The organism is Psychrobacter sp. G (assembly GCF_000418305.1).
Lineage (GTDB): Bacteria > Pseudomonadota > Gammaproteobacteria > Pseudomonadales > Moraxellaceae > Psychrobacter > Psychrobacter cryohalolentis.
The window spans coordinates 1,378,988-1,394,215 of record NC_021661.1 but is presented as its reverse complement, the minus strand read 5'-3'; the positions used below and the strand labels follow the sequence as shown (position 1 = coordinate 1,394,215).

Sequence of the window (15,228 nt, the reverse complement as noted above, 5' to 3'; positions counted from 1 at the left end):
CACTGAGTGTCTGTTTTAATGCACCAATATCATGTGCAAATTTAATGCGCAAATGATTATATCACCAGCACGCCAAGCAAATGAAATATTTTAGTTCATTACTGCCGTGCCTTTATTTATATGGCGTTAAATATCAGTGCCAAGACTGTCTTAACACTGTCCTTTCATTCAGCACAGCCGTTTTAATATCGCTATTCTGTCGATTCCACACCCATCAAATGCTGCCACTGCGCCTGTACGAGTGCACGGGTTTCAGTCCAAAGCGACTCATCGACCAGTAATGACTGCTCGGATAGTGCCAATTGATGCGTTGCAGCCCTTATGCGCAAATAAGCATCCGTCAAATCTTGACAGATCTCACTCTCCCAAATACCTAGTGTCGCCATCTCTTCAAAGATACGGACGTTATCGCTCCATTTGGTCAAGGTTGGATGTTCATGCGAATAGGCCAGTACGGCAAATTGTGCCAAAAACTCGATATCAATGACACCGCCTGCATCTTGTTTAAGATGAAACTTACCCGCTTGCTGTTGCCATTGGCTCGTACCCAGATGCTTTTGCATTTTGATACGCATACTTGTCACTTCGATACGTACTTCCTCAATTGTGCGCGGTAATGCTAAGACCGTACGGCGAATATCACAAAAACGGGCTGTGACGCGTTTATCACCGCAGATTGCACGCGCCCGTACCAGCGCTTGATGCTCCCATGACCAAGCTTTCTCAAGCTGATAGGTTTCAAACGCATGACAAGACACCACCATCATGCCAGCATTGCCGGAGGGACGCAGGCGCATATCCACCTCATAAGCACGGCCATCACGGGTTTGAGTATTAAGATAGGTCATGAGCTTTTGCGCCAAGCGTGCCGCAAACTTCATGCCACTGACCGAATTTTCACCCGTGGTCATACCCTGCTCTTTTATTTTATGCAAAAACACCAAATCTAAATCTGATGAATAAGACAACTCAAGACCGCCAAGCTTGCCATAGCCGATAATAGCAAAGCCGCAATCCGCTTCGGTGACCGGATCGCCATCTTGGCCAATAGGATAACCATAACGTTTCACAATTTCAGCAAAAGCACGTTCAAGCGCCGCTTCTAATACCACTTCAGCAATATAAGTTAGAGAATCCGACACCTTCATGATTGGACGTTCAGCCAACACATCACTGGCGGCAACCGCTAATACTTGATTCTTTTTAAATAATCGTAATACGCTAAGCAGCTTTTCTTCGTCATTAGGCTCTACTCTTAATAACTGCTGACGCAAGATATCACGCAGCTCAAGCTTGTCTGGTAAATGCCGATAGCGTTGCTGTAAAAATGTATCTAATAACACTGGATACTGTGCCAGCTCTTTGGCAATCCAAGGGCTAGCAGACAGCATCGGAATCAACTCAACCGTGGCGTTTGGGTTCTCTGCAATCATAACCAAGTAGATAGAACGACGACAAATCGCTTCAAGCAAGGCAATCAAGCGCGGCAATGCGGTATTCGCCAGTTGCTGCTGATCTTGATGAGCAAGTAGCGCATGCACAATTACTGGATACGCTCCGTCCAAGCGTTCACGAGCCTCATCGCTTAAATTGGCAACCATTTTTGACTGCCAAAAATTTTGCAATTGACTATGATTCTCTTCCGTCAACACGTCATTTAAACGAGCCACTTGTTCATCCAAGTTAGTAGGTTCTAGCTCATCATCGTGATCCGGTACTTGCCTTTCAGTAACCATACGCTCAAACGGCATATTGACATGATATCGATGATAATTAAGCGTATTTAATAATGCAGCCCAGTCTTCAAACCCAAGCGTGAGCGCAAGATTGTGCTGCCAATGCACATCATGAGGAAGACGCTGGGTTTGCTGGTCATTGATCGCTTGAATACCGTGCTCAAGCCGGCGTAAAAACCGATAAGCACTCTGCAGTTCTTGATAAGTGGTTTCTTCTAAATACTTAAGCTCATACAACGCCTGCATTGCCTTTAAACAAGATTTGACCTGTAGCTGCGGATGCCGTCCGCCATAAATCAACTGGAAAGCTTGAACGATAAACTCGATATCTCGAATACCACCAGCACCGAGTTTGATATTGTCCAAATCTTCACGCTGAGCGACTTGATTTTGGATCAGAGACTTCATCTCTCGTAATGCCGAAAAAGCACTATAATCGACGTAATATCGAAAGACAAACGGCTTAATAAGTGCTTGAATGTCGTCATAGAATGGTCGCTCTATGTGTCCAACCACACGGGCTTTTAACCAAGCAAATCGTTCCCATGCCCGCCCATGCTGAGAAAAGTACTTTTGCAACGCCGATAGATGAATCGCTAAATCACTACCATCGCCCCATGGGCGCAGGCGCATATCTACCCGAAACACAAAACCATCTGCTGTATTGTTATCGAGCAGCTTAATAATACCTTGACCAAGGCGCGTCATAAAACGTTTATTGTCGATACTGCGTGTGCCTTTGGTTTTATCCCCATCAGTTTCACCGCGCGCTTGATGGATAAAGATCAGGTCAATGTCACTTGATAAATTCAGCTCATGAGCGCCAAGCTTGCCCATTGCCATAATCGCCATATCATCGACTTGCGCATTGCCTTTCTCATTAATAAAGGTAGGCTGACCATATTGAGTCACCAACTGCTGATAGGTATAGTTTTTCGCAAATAAAATACAACCATCAGCGAATTCGGACAACTCGTCGGTCAATTGCTCAAGTTCAATCACTGCCAATGCGTCTTGCCATACCCAACGCATCATCAGTAGCATACGCAAATTGCGTAAACCACTCATCACTTTGGTTTCATGACCAAGCTGATAATTTTCGTCCAATGTATAATCTTGTATCAGGTCATCAATCTGTTGGCGCGTTAAGGTCGTGTCTAAAGGATAACTGCGTAAAAACGTCTGGCAGGCGCCCGTACGACTTTGCCAAATTTGATAAGCAAACTCACTGGCAGTTTGCAATACTTGTAGCTGTTCTGATGTGGGCTGATAGCCGTTACCATTGGGGGTGGTAGATAGCATAATGATGTTACCTCATTGCAGCATAGAGCCATAAGCCTACGTGAACTGGGCGAATAAGTTTATTGTTTTTTCTTACGGAACGGTCACAACTGCTATGGATCAGTGAAACACCATGCTTTTATAGTAACATAAATAAAGTAATACGCTGCCAAGAGCAAGCATATAGCGAATTCAGTATTAAAGCGCTACAGTAGGACTGGGATGAGTTTTACGCAGCCTCTGTCGGCGTAGGCACAGCACGCCAGAAAAATTTATACCAGTACTAGGTTGGAACATAACGTATCTGTTTTATTTAGAATTGACTATACTTGCAAAAAATGAAAAAGCGCTGAATGATGATACAATATACAGCCACACAAGGTCTCAGTTCTTTTTCAATACTCATTATTCAATGCTTATTAATACTATGTGATACCGCCATTATGACACTCTCAACACCTCTACTTTTGATTACCGCTGACCCAAGCCATCCACTTGCCTATCTGGCATTACGCTATGCGCGCGCTTATCTACAGAACGCCTCTTTAGCCGATAATGCGCCTAATAGCACCAATCATGAAAACTCTGTATTAAACATCTTTTTTTATGCAGATGCAGCACATACTGCCAATCGTTTAAGGTGGCAGTCAGCCGATCAATCAAACATTACCCAAGAATGGCAGGCACTGGCAGCACAGTATAATCTTGTACTGCCAGTATGCGTCAGTACGGCACTCAGTCGCGGTATTAGTGATACGGACAACAGCAGCCGTCATCAGTTAGAGACAGAAAATCTAGCGACAGGTTTTAAGCTAGTAGGTCTGAGTGAGCTTGCTATGATGATGCAAGGCGACTGTCGCTTACTACAATTCTAATAAAGATGATGGAAATAAAAATTCAGTTTGATACCAATAGATAGCGACAAACAAGATTAGGAAAACCTCATGAAATTACTCATTCGGCTGCATACGCCCACTGAAATGGCAAGCTATGAAGGCTGTGCGCTGGCTTTGACTTTGGCAACCTTTGGGCACGAAGTGCAGCTGTATTTGGATGCGCCCGTCTTTGGATTTTTAATGCAGCCAAACTCACGCTTGCAAGGTATGATTCAAGCGCTTGAGCTTTATGACATGCCGCCAGCGTGGCTACCTGACGATGTTTTTAGTGGCTGGATAGCTGGTATGCTACCGACGGACTTGGCAACGCAGTTAGTCTTGATGCCAGAAGAAGTAAATTTACAAGTATTTGAGCAAATTCTCACTTTTTAATCTTAAAGCTATAAATAGCAAAGCTGATGTAAAATTTTATTGTTTCAAACCTATAGCAAGCAATCGGACACGAGTATGGCAACTTTATATCAATTACATAGCAGTATGGATACGCTCAGACGCACTACGGAACAAATGGCGTTGTCATGGCAGGCGGGCGATAGCATCCTTTTGTTGGGTACAACCGTCGCATTTATAGATTGGTTCAATGCATATTTGGGCGATATCGAGAATATGGAAATAGAAACCATTGCTGGTATTTACGCGCTTGCCGACGATGTGGCACAGTTGCATGAAAATACCGCAGCGAAGCTTAATCTAGCGGCAAAGCTCACTGGTATTTTAAGCGATGCAGAATGGGTAGCGATGACCCAAGACAGCCGCTTTGATAAAGTCGTGACGATTGCCTTATGAGTATGTCTACTAACTCGTCTACATCCTCTCTGAGCTCAATCGATTTAGCATTAGACGATGTAGCATTGGATCAAGATGGACATTTATGCGACCACACCGTCTGGACGCCCGTTATTGCACAGCAGCTAGCTAATACCTTGGATATCGTCTTAGATACTGAGCGCTTGGCAGTGTTACAGCAAGTACGAGCTTTTTTTGTAAAATTCAATCACGCACCTGCCACGCGCCCACTAATAAAATGGCTGCAGCAGACTTTACCTGATGATGACATCAGCAATCAAAAGTTGCAGCAGCTGTTCAATACCGGCTTGGTCGCCCGCCATGTCAATCGCCTTGCTGGGCTGCCCAAACCGCCTAATTGCTTATAAATGACCATAAAAAAGGCAGATAAATTATTTTCTTTATCTGCCTTTTTTAATTTTAATAATAAAAATTACTCTTTAGGGTCGTAGACGGTGAGTGTCTCATAGCCGATACTACGACCTTCATCACCGCCAAATCCTTGTTGTCGCCATACCTCATATAAACATATTGCCACGCTGTTCGACAGATTCAAACTGCGTGAATCTGCTAGCATCGGCAATCGTAGCCAGTTATCAGCGCCAATATCTTCACGTATATCATCTGCCAGTCCCGCTGTTTCTGAGCCAAAAACCATGGCCACATTATTTCCAGAAAAATCACTGCCCGACTCTGCAGTCTCTTGTCCACCAAAATCATAATCATAAAAAGGCTTACTTAACTTGGTGGTCAATGCCGTAATGGTATGACAGTCAGCATCCTGCAATGCTTGCTTTGCTATTGACCAATTGTCGTGTACTTGCAGATGGGCATACTCATGATAATCTAATCCTGCACGGCGCAATTTTTTATCATCCAGCTCAAACCCTAATGGTTTGACTAAATGCAGCTGCGCCCCACTATTGGCACACAGACGAATGATATTGCCCGTGTTACTGGGCATTTTTGGCGCTACCAGCACGATATGAATGGTCATACTCTCTCCGTCATTAGCATTAGGGTTATTTTTCTGACTTATATGGCAAAGGTAATTAAAAGTTACAGTTTACTGCCAATAATTACATTTTGATACTGGGCACGTATTTTAACTTTGATTATGATGGCTGTAACGGACAAGGGGATAATATAAAAATATTGTCATCGTCTGTTATCATCTTGCAGTGTAACTTAGGATCAACATCAAGTTTCACTGTTACTACACTACTTATCTGTATCTGTCTTTTTTGAGGAATATACCATGAAAAAATTAGTTATCGCATCTTTGGCTGCTATGTTTGTATTAACTGGTTGTAACACTTTTAAAGGTCTAGGCCAAGACGTATCAAGCGCTGGTAGTGCTGTAAGCGGTACTGCACAAGAAGTACAAAACAAAATCTAAGCTTTAAATATTTAGGTTGTTTAAAGGGCTTATCATCTATGTGATAAGCCCTTTTTTATTAAGCTTAAGTTCTGAACACTTAACGAGCATACTTCGCTATAAAAATGCTCTTAATATTTGATTGAGATACCTTTTACCAAGTTCTGTCGGTTGCAACTGTTCCGGATGATCTATCAATAGACCTTGCTCGATTAATGTAGCAACTTGTATTGCAATGCTGTCATAACTTAGCCCCGTACGTGCTTCAAATAACGACCATGCTACGCCACCATGCAAACGTAAGGCATTAAGCATAAACTCACTAACCAACTCCTCTTCATCAATCGCTTGCCAGCCAACCATTTTTGGCGCTGATATTGATGCCCCATCTTGGACATGAGCTTCTTCATATTCTATATAACTTTTTGGCATACGGGATTTACTAAAGCGATAGATACCTGATTGAGTATTTTCGCTATCAATACTCCATATGTCAGTCGCCATCTCATTGCCGATATCTTGTCCGATAATATCTTGTCCAATAGTGACTTTTCCATGAGCACCCGCCCCAATGGCCAAATAGTCACCAAACTGCCAGTAGTTGACGTTATGTTGACAAGGCTTATCCCCTGCCCCAGACCATGCTGATACCTCATAATTGCAATAGCCTAAATTCTGTAATAATGTCTGACCAGATTCTTCTATATCTGCCAAGCGATCCTCATTGGGTAAAATTGGCTGACTGCGATAGAATACGGTATTTGGCTCAATGGTCAGCTGATACCATGAGATATGGGTCGCACCAGCATCGTGTGCCATTTGAATATCGTCTAACGCCTCGCTCATGGTTTGCTCTGGTAGTCCATGCATCAAATCCACGTTTACGCGCTCAAATCCAGCTTCTCGAGCTGCTTTAATTGCAGATAGCGCTTGAGTAGGATTATGAATACGTCCAAGCGTGGTTAATTGTTCAGCAGAAAAGCTCTGCACACCTATCGATAGGCGATTAATACCCACCTCTAAATACTCAGCAAATGGCGCATGCTCAAGGGTGCCTGGATTTGCCTCCATGGTGATTTCGATGTCGCTAGAAAATTGATAATATTTCTTTAAACCATCAAACAAGCGCTGGTATTGAGCAATGGGCAACAACGACGGCGTACCACCGCCTATAAATATGGAGCTAATCTCACGTCCTTGGGTCAATATCTGCTGCATAGCAGCATCTTGCAATAATGCATCGACATATTCATCATACATGGACAGCTGACTGTCTAGTGGTAGCTCATGTGAATTAAAATCACAGTATGGGCATTTTTTGACACACCACGGGATATGGATGTATAACGCCAATGGAATGTCTGTCACTTCTACTGCATTCGAATGACCATCATGAAAAGGCTTTGCTTGCTGAGACAGTTGATTAGGTTTGATATTTGACATAAGCGGACTTATCTATAAATAGGTAACTGCCATCAATAGCAGAAAATACCGCTAGGATAACGGCTAAGCACAGTAAAAAAAAGCCTAACTTCAAGAAAATTCTATCGATAACAAAACCCATGACAAAGGCTCATGTTAAATATTCTTAGTTATAGGCAAAATAACTAAGAATCACCATTATTATATAAAATAATTATAAATAACCGACTATATAAAAAGGATAAAAACCATGGCATATTGGCTTATAAAATCTAATCCAAGCTGTTTTAGTATAAAAGACTTAGAAGGTGCAGGAACAGAGATGTGGGATGGCGTGCGTAACTACCGAGCCCGCAATTTTATGCGTGATGACATGCAAGTAGGTGACAAGGCGTTTTTTTACCACTCTAGTGCTAAACCCTCTGGCGTTGCTGGTATCGTGACTATTAGTCAAGCTGGCTATCCTGATATTACTCAATTTCATCCTGAACACCGGCATTACGACCCGAAAGCCACCGCAGAGAATCCGCGATGGTATATGGTGGATGTGACTTTCAATCAAGCTTTTAACAATATATTACCACTGTCAGAGCTAAAGTTTCTGCCCGCGCTCGAGGACTCATTATTACTGAGAAAAGGCTGTGAGCAATTGACCATCATACCGCTTGAGCTGAAGCACTGGTATGCAATTATGGATATTGCAGAGACCCTTAATCTAATATCAGATAATACTGACTCTATTGAATGAATAATTCTGGCTTACAAGCACAAAATTGATGTTTAATTCTTCTATTAAGGGCTGAGTACACCTATAAATGCGAGATTTATCAAACCTTTGTAAAACATTTACATTATAACCTAACTTCTTTACCATTCTATTAACTTATGACCTGTCACTTCATCACTTGAATTGACGGGTTATTTTTATTTTAGCATCAGTGATTCTTTTTTCACTCTGCATGCTTAGTGTTATTAAAAATGGACTTGCTCATATTATTTATCGGAGTATTATCGTCGCACACCTCCTATTTTACTGTCTCGCTATTGATTTATTAATGGCTGTGTTTGTTCATTAGTAAAATTTGTTTATCAAAAATAATTATTGTAAAGAATAAAAGTTGCTCATTATGGTTTTCCCGTTGTCTTTTGTAGATTTTAAAAGTTACAGTTTACGCTTAGGTATACTCGCGCTGCCCATCTTAATCACCCAGTTTTGTCAAGCTGCGCTTGGTGTTGTCGATGCCATTATGGCAGGTCAAGTTTCGGCACTTGATTTGGCTGCTGTCGCTGTCGGCTCAGGTATTTGGCTACCATTATTTTTATTAGCAACAGGTATTTTGATTGCGACTACGCCTCTGATCGGTGAAGCCATTGGTCAAAACCAACTCGATAAAGTACCACATATCACGCAGCAGTCATTATGGACGGCTGGTGTCATTGGTATCCTTGGTTTTATCATTGTCAACCTAGCACCCAATGTACTTGCCCTCATGGGTGTTCCTGAAAATATACAACCGATAGCAACTCAGTATTTGCATGGCGTATCATTTGGCTTCCCTGCAATTGCCGTTTATGCGGTGCTGCGTAGTTACTGTGAAGCGCTTGGTCGACCTGAGCCAGTGACAGTTATTAGTATCATAGGGCTGCTTGCAGATATCCCGCTTAACTATATTTTTATCCATGGCTTGTTTGGCATGCCTGAGATGGGTGGCGCTGGTTGCGGGGTAGCAACTGCTATCGTTTTGTGGATTAACGTCTTATTATTAGCCGCTTATACCAGCTTTACTAAGCGTCAGCAATTTGCCAGTACGCGCTTTTTTTATGCCTTTGCCAGCCCAAATCGGGCACAGATAAAAAAACTTCTCAAGCTTGGTATTCCGATTGGCGTCTCTATCTTTTTTGAAGCCAGTCTATTTAGCTTAGGCGCACTGGTGATTAGTCCATTGGGTGAGCTGGCAACCGCATCGCACCAAGTCGCCCTATCAGTGACCTCGCAGTTGTTTATGATCCCAATTTCGGTCGCGATGGCACTGACCATTATGGTATCCAACCGCTTTGGTGAAAAAAACCTAATGGCACTGCGTCAAGTACAAGCAACCGGTCTTATATGGACGGTACTTATTGCATTTGCTTGTATGATTGGTGTTTGGCTATTTAGACCACAATTAGCAGCGGCATTCACTGACAATCCTGTAGTACGAGCTCAAGCTATGCATTTGCTCATCTTTGCGCTTGCTTATCAGCTATTTGATGGCTGGCAAGTCAATGTCGCGGGCATATTACGGGGCATGCAAGATACTACAATACCGATGTGGGTTACCCTATTTTGCTACTGGATAGTGGCACTGCCGCTTGGTATTTATCTAGTACGCTTTACTGATATTGGGGCGCAAGGTTTTTGGATGGCTTTAATTACAGGGTTATTTTTATCGTCTATTTTACTTACCATACGTTTGCGCTACCAACAAAAGAGATTGCTGGCAATGTGGGGATAATAATAAGACTAGGTTTACACAAGTTTATCTAAATGTTATCTGTAATAATCATCACTGGCGCTCGCAAGTCACATAGACTATGATAAATTCTTGAGCATTTCTTACTCAAACGAGCGCTTACGTCATAATATGTAAAAAAACTCAGTTAACAACTGTACATCGATTGCTCATTGCCGTGAATATAGGTATCATTAGCAATTATCTACACAATATTTAGTTACACTATTTTTCTCGAATTTGTTACAAGGCAAAAATACAATTATGGATATTGAAAAAATACGCACCCTCATTGCACTCATGGAAGAAAGCGAACTGGTTAATTTGGAAATCAGCTCAGATGACGAGCATATCAGTTTGACTCGTCACTATGATGCGCCGGCGCCAACGATGATGGCCGCACCTACTGCTGGTGCTGCTACACCTCATACTCCTGAATCGCAGCCTGCGATGAAAGCAGGTAGTGTTGAGACATCACCTATGGTTGGCGTTTATTACTCAGCCCCTAGCCCTAATGATCCACCATTTATAAAGGTTGGACAAAAAGTGCAAGCGGGTGATACGCTCGGCATCATTGAAGCGATGAAAATTATGAATCCTCTTGAGGCGACTCAAAGTGGTGTTATTGATGAGATCTTGGTCACTAATTCTGAAGTGGTACAGTTTGGTCAGCCTATCGTACGCTATAAAGCGTAACCAGATTTGCCAACCTTTACTTCGTTCTGATGGAGAGTGTGCTATTTATCAGGCAATATCAACTTATGCTTAGGCTATTTTAGCTTAAGCATATCTAAGCTTAAAGATTTTAAAGTTAGATAATCACTAGGCTTAATGAGTTTTGATATTGCTGAATATAGTGACTCCATTAAAAAACGCCGCTTCAATAAGGATGACCCCATGATAAAAAAACTGCTCATCGCCAATAGAGGTGAGATTGCTCTACGTATCGTTCGCGCTTGTAAAGCCCTTGGTATTCAAACCGTTGGTGTTTACTCTACGGCTGATGCCAATTTGATGCACTTACGCTTTGTTGATGAAGCCATTTGTATCGGCAAGCCTAATGCCAATCAAAGCTATCTAAATATCAATACTATCTTGACTGCTGCTGAGATTACTGGCGCTGATGCCATTCACCCCGGTTATGGTTTTTTGGCTGAAAATGCTGAATTTGCTGAACGTATTGAAGAAGCTGGATTAACCTTTGTAGGCCCTACTGCAGATCATATTCGTCTGATGGGAAACAAGGTTTCCGCGATCAATGCTATGAAAAAAGCGGGTGTGCCGACAGTACCTGGTTCAGTAGGTGCTGTGACGCTACACAATGCTGAAGAGCAAGCGCGCAATATCGGTTTTCCCTTGTTGATTAAAGCGGCAGCGGGTGGCGGTGGTCGTGGTATGCGTGTGGTTGAGCGCTTTGAAGAAATTATCGGTCAAGTGCAAGCGGCTAAGCAAGAAGCTGAGCTATGGTTTGGTGATGATACGGTTTATATGGAACGTTATCTCCAAAACCCGCGACATGTAGAGATACAAGTACTTGGCGATGGTAACGGTAATGCCATTCATTTATATGACAGAGATTGCTCATTGCAGCGTCGTCATCAAAAAGTTTTAGAAGAAGCCCCTGCCCCTGATATTCCTGATGATGTACGTCAGCCTATCTTAGATGCTTGCGTAAAAGCATGTAAGCTGGTCAAATACCGCGGTGCTGGTACTTTTGAGTTTTTATTTGAAAATAATGAATATTTCTTTATTGAGATGAACACTCGTGTACAAGTTGAGCATACTATTACTGAGATGATTACAGGCATTGATGTGGTCGTTGAACAGTTAAAAATCGCAGCTGGCTACGGTTTATCTTATCGCCAAAGTGAGATCGAAATTCAAGGTCATGCGATTGAATGTCGCATCAATGCTGAAGATCCAGTGACCTTTATGCCATCACCTGGTACGGTTACTCAGCTGTATTCACCTAGTGGGGCTGGTATCCGCTTTGACTCACATCTATATCCTGGCTATGAGATTCCAAGTTACTATGACTCTTTGATTGGTAAGCTTATTTGTCATGGTCAAACCCGTCAGCAAGCGATTTCTAAAACGCTACAGGCACTTGATGAGTTGGTTATCGAAGGTATCAAAACAAATATCCCGATGCATCGTGATGTAATCTTATCAGATGATAATTTTGTTCATGAAGCACAGAATATTCATTATCTTGAAAGAGAATTGTTAACTGCTAATAAAGAAAAAGCCAACTTGTGAACTGATTAAATATTGATATCACATATTGTTATCATAAAGATTTGTTCTCAATAAAAAAACCGCTATCTGCATGGATAGCGGTTTTTTAATGATGATTGTAATTAAAGCTAAAGCAAAGTCACCGAAAAACCATTACTATGGCAGAATTCTATTAAAATTCATAAAGCACTCTTTGCCATCAGGATCAGCACACCACTGCATTTGATTGCCATCATGATTTAAAAATGCAATCAACGCCTCATTGCTCTGATCTATCTGGCTGCCGGAGCAATCCACTTCATTGTTATCGTAAACGGTTTTAATAGCAATGATAGGTAGCCCCTCTTCACGGTGCGTAATCAAATAACGTCCATAAGTCCACTCTTTGCCACTGACTGACCACATTTCATTATCAGCAGCAAAATTGTAAAGCTCACTGCACTGAGCAGATTTCTTTGCTGATGCAATGAGTTTTTTGCTGGTATCAGTTTGAATATTAATAAGACGTTTTTCGTTTTGTGTCAATAGTCCTGCACCGGCGTCGAATTTAGGTTCGTTACTTTTAATCTGACTCTTATCTTTTAACGCTGCTTGCCGCGCCTCAGCTTCTTTGGTCATCGTGATACTACTGTCTAAATCAATCTCCCACTGTCCAGCAATCGCAGGACTAATATGTGTGGTAATGGTCGGCTTACTAACTGCTTCGCCATTTACTGGCAATGATGCCAAAATAGCGGCTAATGAAAATGAAGCAAATGAGAGAGGTTCCATAATTAACCTTGTTATTTATACTATTATAATAATGAGTGCTATGTACATTAGCGTAAGTCTTAGTCACCGAAAACACAAGTAACATTATGCTATTAGGCTTTAACCTCTCAGTGGTAAGCACTTCAATAAGATCTCTAATTACTGAGTTTCAAACATAGCTTCAAACATAAAAAATAACGCCATGGCTCTGATTTGCTTATCGCAATGAGTCATGACGTTATACTTATATAAACGTAAACCTATATACCTAAATATTTAAATTCTTAAGTACTTAGTTATCAAACAGCAGCGATACTAACTGCTTGAGCAAAGGCTGACAATGCGCCCTTTAGCATGGCTGATACCGTGCTGCTACAAGTACCGATACCTGAATAAACTTCACCATCTACATTTAGCTGTATATAAGCAGCAGCATTGGCATTTGTCTTATTGTCTCTATTGTTATCATCATTGATACCATCACCGCTATTATGCTGCGGATTGATTGCATGCTCAGCGTAGTTAATGACATGGATTGATTTGCCTGTATGCTGCGCCAATCCATCGATAAACGAAGATAACGGCCCATTACCATCACCATCTATAGTGATGGTATCGCCATTCATCTGAACTTGACCGTTAAAGTAGACTTCGCCGCCTTTATTATTGACCGTATAATCTAACAGCTCAAAACTGCCTTGCTGTAAATAAGTGTCTTCAAAGGTCTGTAAGATTTCATCATTCTGCAATTCACGAGCCGTGGTTTCAGCTTGTTTTTGTACCACACCACTAAAGTCAATTTGCATCCAACGTGGTAAATTAAAGCCATAGTTGCGCTGCAAGATATAAGCCACACCGCCTTTACCAGATTGGCTATTGATACGAACCACATCCTGATAGCTGCGACCAATATGTGCAGGATCAATTGGTAAATATGCCACATCCCAGACGTTTTCTGTCTTCTCCACATGCTTCTCATTATAGTCGAGGCACTTCTTGATTGCATCTTGGTGCGAGCCGCTAAAGGCAGTAAATACAAGCTCACCCACATAAGGATGACGTGGATGCAGAGGCAAGTTATTGCATTCGCTAACGACTTGTACAATCTCACTCATGTTACTAAAATCAAGCTCAGGATCGATACCTTGGCTAAACAGATTCATCGCCATGACCATGATATCCATATTGCCAGTACGCTCGCCATTACCAAGCAAGGTGCCTTCGATACGATCTGCGCCAGCAAGCATACCAAGCTCAGCCGCCGCCACCGCACAGCCTCGGTCATTATGCGTATGCAAGCTAATAGTTACATGCTCACGCTTGGCAAGATTACGACAAAAATACTCGACTTGATCAGCGAATACATTGGGCATTGACGCCTCAACCGTCGCAGGTAAGTTTAAGATTACCTCTTGACCATTCTCGGGCTGCCAAATATCACAAACGGCATCACAGACTTCAACTGCATATTCAGTCTCAGTTTGGCTAAAGCTCTCAGGTGAATACTGGAATACCCATTCTGTTTCTGGATATTTAGCAGCATATTCAACCAATAATTTAGCACCAGTGACAGCTATCTCTTTGATTTCAGCTTTATCTTTAGCATATACTTTTTCGCGCTGAATACGGCAAGTTGAGTTATAAACATGAACGATGGCACGCTTTGCGCCTTTTAAGGATTCAAAAGTTCGAGCAATCAAATGCTCACGTGCCTGCACCAATACCTGCAAAGTCACGTCATCAGGCACATGATTTTCTTCAATCAATTTACGAGCAAAATCAAACTCGACTTGTGCCGCTGAGGGAAAACCTATTTCAATCTCTTTAAAACCCACATCTATCAAGGTTTCAAAAAAACGCATTTTTTGTTCAATAGTCATCGGATCAATCAATGCCTGATTGCCATCACGCAGATCCACACTTGCCCATATCGGTGATTTCTCTAGCGTTTTGCTCGGCCATGTACGATCTGGCAACAGTGGTGCAAATGCAAAAGGGCGATATTTACGGAAATCGAAAGCGGCTTTTTTTGGTGTGCTCTTTGCAGCGGCAGGCGCTACAGGGCGTGTTGCTTGGTCAGACATAATCAATCCTTAGATGGCATTAGGTTGGTATTTTTAGTGAGGCAATCAATGCCAAAATCCTGCTTTATCATACGAGATAATACGAACTTATGCCATTATAATAACAAAGTTTATAAGGTGAATATCGGCTTTATAATAAGTATATTTACATTATATTAGTGAAAT

General features: G+C 42.0%; 14 protein-coding genes. 9 read left to right on the top strand and 5 right to left on the bottom strand.

The window, feature by feature from the left end:
• Nucleotides 1–191 precede the first annotated feature (191 nt).
• Nucleotides 192–3,038, bottom strand: a complete 2,847-nt coding sequence (glnE, locus tag PSYCG_RS05870; protein WP_020443376.1) for a bifunctional [glutamate--ammonia ligase]-adenylyl-L-tyrosine phosphorylase/[glutamate--ammonia-ligase] adenylyltransferase — start codon at nucleotides 3,036–3,038, stop codon at nucleotides 192–194.
• A 422-nt stretch (nucleotides 3,039–3,460) separates the two neighbouring features.
• On the opposite strand from glnE, the gene tusD reads away from it, so the two are divergent.
• The 4 genes from tusD to PSYCG_RS05850 all read left to right on the top strand — a co-directional run bounded on the left by tusD (nucleotide 3,461) and on the right by PSYCG_RS05850 (nucleotide 5,067).
• Entirely contained in the window at nucleotides 3,461–3,892 is a 432-nt protein-coding gene (tusD, locus tag PSYCG_RS05865; protein WP_041772532.1) for a sulfurtransferase complex subunit TusD, read from the top strand.
• 69 nt (nucleotides 3,893–3,961) lie between these two features.
• A complete protein-coding gene (locus PSYCG_RS05860; RefSeq protein WP_020443374.1) occupies nucleotides 3,962–4,285 on the top strand; it encodes a hypothetical protein in 324 nt (107 codons plus the stop codon).
• 75 nt (nucleotides 4,286–4,360) lie between these two features.
• Entirely contained in the window at nucleotides 4,361–4,699 is a 339-nt protein-coding gene (locus PSYCG_RS05855) for a hypothetical protein (RefSeq protein ID WP_020443373.1), read from the top strand.
• A gap of 2 nt (nucleotides 4,700–4,701) precedes the next feature.
• Nucleotides 4,702–5,067 carry a TusE/DsrC/DsvC family sulfur relay protein gene (locus PSYCG_RS05850; protein ID WP_413771533.1) on the top strand — a complete coding sequence of 122 codons (366 nt, stop codon included), beginning with the start codon at nucleotides 4,702–4,704 and terminating at the stop codon, nucleotides 5,065–5,067.
• Between the two features lie 65 nt (nucleotides 5,068–5,132).
• Here PSYCG_RS05850 and PSYCG_RS05845 read toward each other — a convergent pair whose 3' ends face one another.
• Nucleotides 5,133–5,696, bottom strand: coding sequence for a tRNA (cytidine(34)-2'-O)-methyltransferase (locus PSYCG_RS05845; protein WP_020443371.1), 564 nt, complete (start codon nucleotides 5,694–5,696; stop codon nucleotides 5,133–5,135).
• 261 nt (nucleotides 5,697–5,957) lie between these two features.
• Between PSYCG_RS05845 and PSYCG_RS05840 the strand changes: the two genes are divergently transcribed.
• Nucleotides 5,958–6,098, top strand: a complete 141-nt coding sequence (locus PSYCG_RS05840; RefSeq protein ID WP_011280495.1) for an entericidin A/B family lipoprotein — start codon at nucleotides 5,958–5,960, stop codon at nucleotides 6,096–6,098.
• A gap of 96 nt (nucleotides 6,099–6,194) precedes the next feature.
• Here the strand turns inward: PSYCG_RS05840 and hemW are convergent, their stop codons facing one another.
• Entirely contained in the window at nucleotides 6,195–7,520 is a 1,326-nt protein-coding gene (hemW, locus tag PSYCG_RS05835) for a radical SAM family heme chaperone HemW (protein WP_020443370.1), read from the bottom strand.
• Nucleotides 7,521–7,749: 229 nt separating this feature from the next.
• On the opposite strand from hemW, the gene PSYCG_RS05830 reads away from it, so the two are divergent.
• The 4 genes from PSYCG_RS05830 to accC all read left to right on the top strand — a co-directional run bounded on the left by PSYCG_RS05830 (nucleotide 7,750) and on the right by accC (nucleotide 12,250).
• Nucleotides 7,750–8,247 (top strand): EVE domain-containing protein, encoded by a 498-nt coding sequence (locus PSYCG_RS05830; RefSeq protein ID WP_020443369.1) that lies wholly within the window; start codon nucleotides 7,750–7,752, stop codon nucleotides 8,245–8,247.
• A gap of 379 nt (nucleotides 8,248–8,626) precedes the next feature.
• Nucleotides 8,627–9,994, top strand: coding sequence for an MATE family efflux transporter (locus tag PSYCG_RS05825; RefSeq protein WP_011513501.1), 1,368 nt, complete (start codon nucleotides 8,627–8,629; stop codon nucleotides 9,992–9,994).
• Between the two features lie 261 nt (nucleotides 9,995–10,255).
• Entirely contained in the window at nucleotides 10,256–10,687 is a 432-nt protein-coding gene (gene accB, locus PSYCG_RS05820; protein ID WP_020443368.1) for an acetyl-CoA carboxylase biotin carboxyl carrier protein, read from the top strand.
• 201 nt (nucleotides 10,688–10,888) lie between these two features.
• Nucleotides 10,889–12,250, top strand: coding sequence for an acetyl-CoA carboxylase biotin carboxylase subunit (gene accC, locus PSYCG_RS05815; protein WP_020443367.1), 1,362 nt, complete (start codon nucleotides 10,889–10,891; stop codon nucleotides 12,248–12,250).
• A 135-nt stretch (nucleotides 12,251–12,385) separates the two neighbouring features.
• Here accC and PSYCG_RS05810 read toward each other — a convergent pair whose 3' ends face one another.
• Both PSYCG_RS05810 and leuA read right to left on the bottom strand, forming a co-directional pair.
• Entirely contained in the window at nucleotides 12,386–13,000 is a 615-nt protein-coding gene (locus PSYCG_RS05810; protein WP_020443366.1) for a hypothetical protein, read from the bottom strand.
• 278 nt (nucleotides 13,001–13,278) lie between these two features.
• Nucleotides 13,279–15,063 (bottom strand): 2-isopropylmalate synthase, encoded by a 1,785-nt coding sequence (leuA, locus tag PSYCG_RS05805; protein WP_020443365.1) that lies wholly within the window; start codon nucleotides 15,061–15,063, stop codon nucleotides 13,279–13,281.
• Nucleotides 15,064–15,228 lie beyond the last annotated feature (165 nt).

Coding starts and splice junctions, on each gene's coding strand:
- glnE (WP_020443376.1), bottom strand. CDS start 3,038: ATGCTATCTACCACCCCCAATGGTAACGGCTATCAGCCCACATCAGAA.
- tusD (WP_041772532.1), top strand. CDS start 3,461: ATGACACTCTCAACACCTCTACTTTTGATTACCGCTGACCCAAGCCAT.
- PSYCG_RS05860 (WP_020443374.1), top strand. CDS start 3,962: ATGAAATTACTCATTCGGCTGCATACGCCCACTGAAATGGCAAGCTAT.
- PSYCG_RS05855 (WP_020443373.1), top strand. CDS start 4,361: ATGGCAACTTTATATCAATTACATAGCAGTATGGATACGCTCAGACGC.
- PSYCG_RS05850 (WP_413771533.1), top strand. CDS start 4,702: ATGTCTACTAACTCGTCTACATCCTCTCTGAGCTCAATCGATTTAGCA.
- PSYCG_RS05845 (WP_020443371.1), bottom strand. CDS start 5,696: ATGACCATTCATATCGTGCTGGTAGCGCCAAAAATGCCCAGTAACACG.
- PSYCG_RS05840 (WP_011280495.1), top strand. CDS start 5,958: ATGAAAAAATTAGTTATCGCATCTTTGGCTGCTATGTTTGTATTAACT.
- hemW (WP_020443370.1), bottom strand. CDS start 7,520: ATGTCAAATATCAAACCTAATCAACTGTCTCAGCAAGCAAAGCCTTTT.
- PSYCG_RS05830 (WP_020443369.1), top strand. CDS start 7,750: ATGGCATATTGGCTTATAAAATCTAATCCAAGCTGTTTTAGTATAAAA.
- PSYCG_RS05825 (WP_011513501.1), top strand. CDS start 8,627: ATGGTTTTCCCGTTGTCTTTTGTAGATTTTAAAAGTTACAGTTTACGC.
- accB (WP_020443368.1), top strand. CDS start 10,256: ATGGATATTGAAAAAATACGCACCCTCATTGCACTCATGGAAGAAAGC.
- accC (WP_020443367.1), top strand. CDS start 10,889: ATGATAAAAAAACTGCTCATCGCCAATAGAGGTGAGATTGCTCTACGT.
- PSYCG_RS05810 (WP_020443366.1), bottom strand. CDS start 13,000: ATGGAACCTCTCTCATTTGCTTCATTTTCATTAGCCGCTATTTTGGCA.
- leuA (WP_020443365.1), bottom strand. CDS start 15,063: ATGTCTGACCAAGCAACACGCCCTGTAGCGCCTGCCGCTGCAAAGAGC.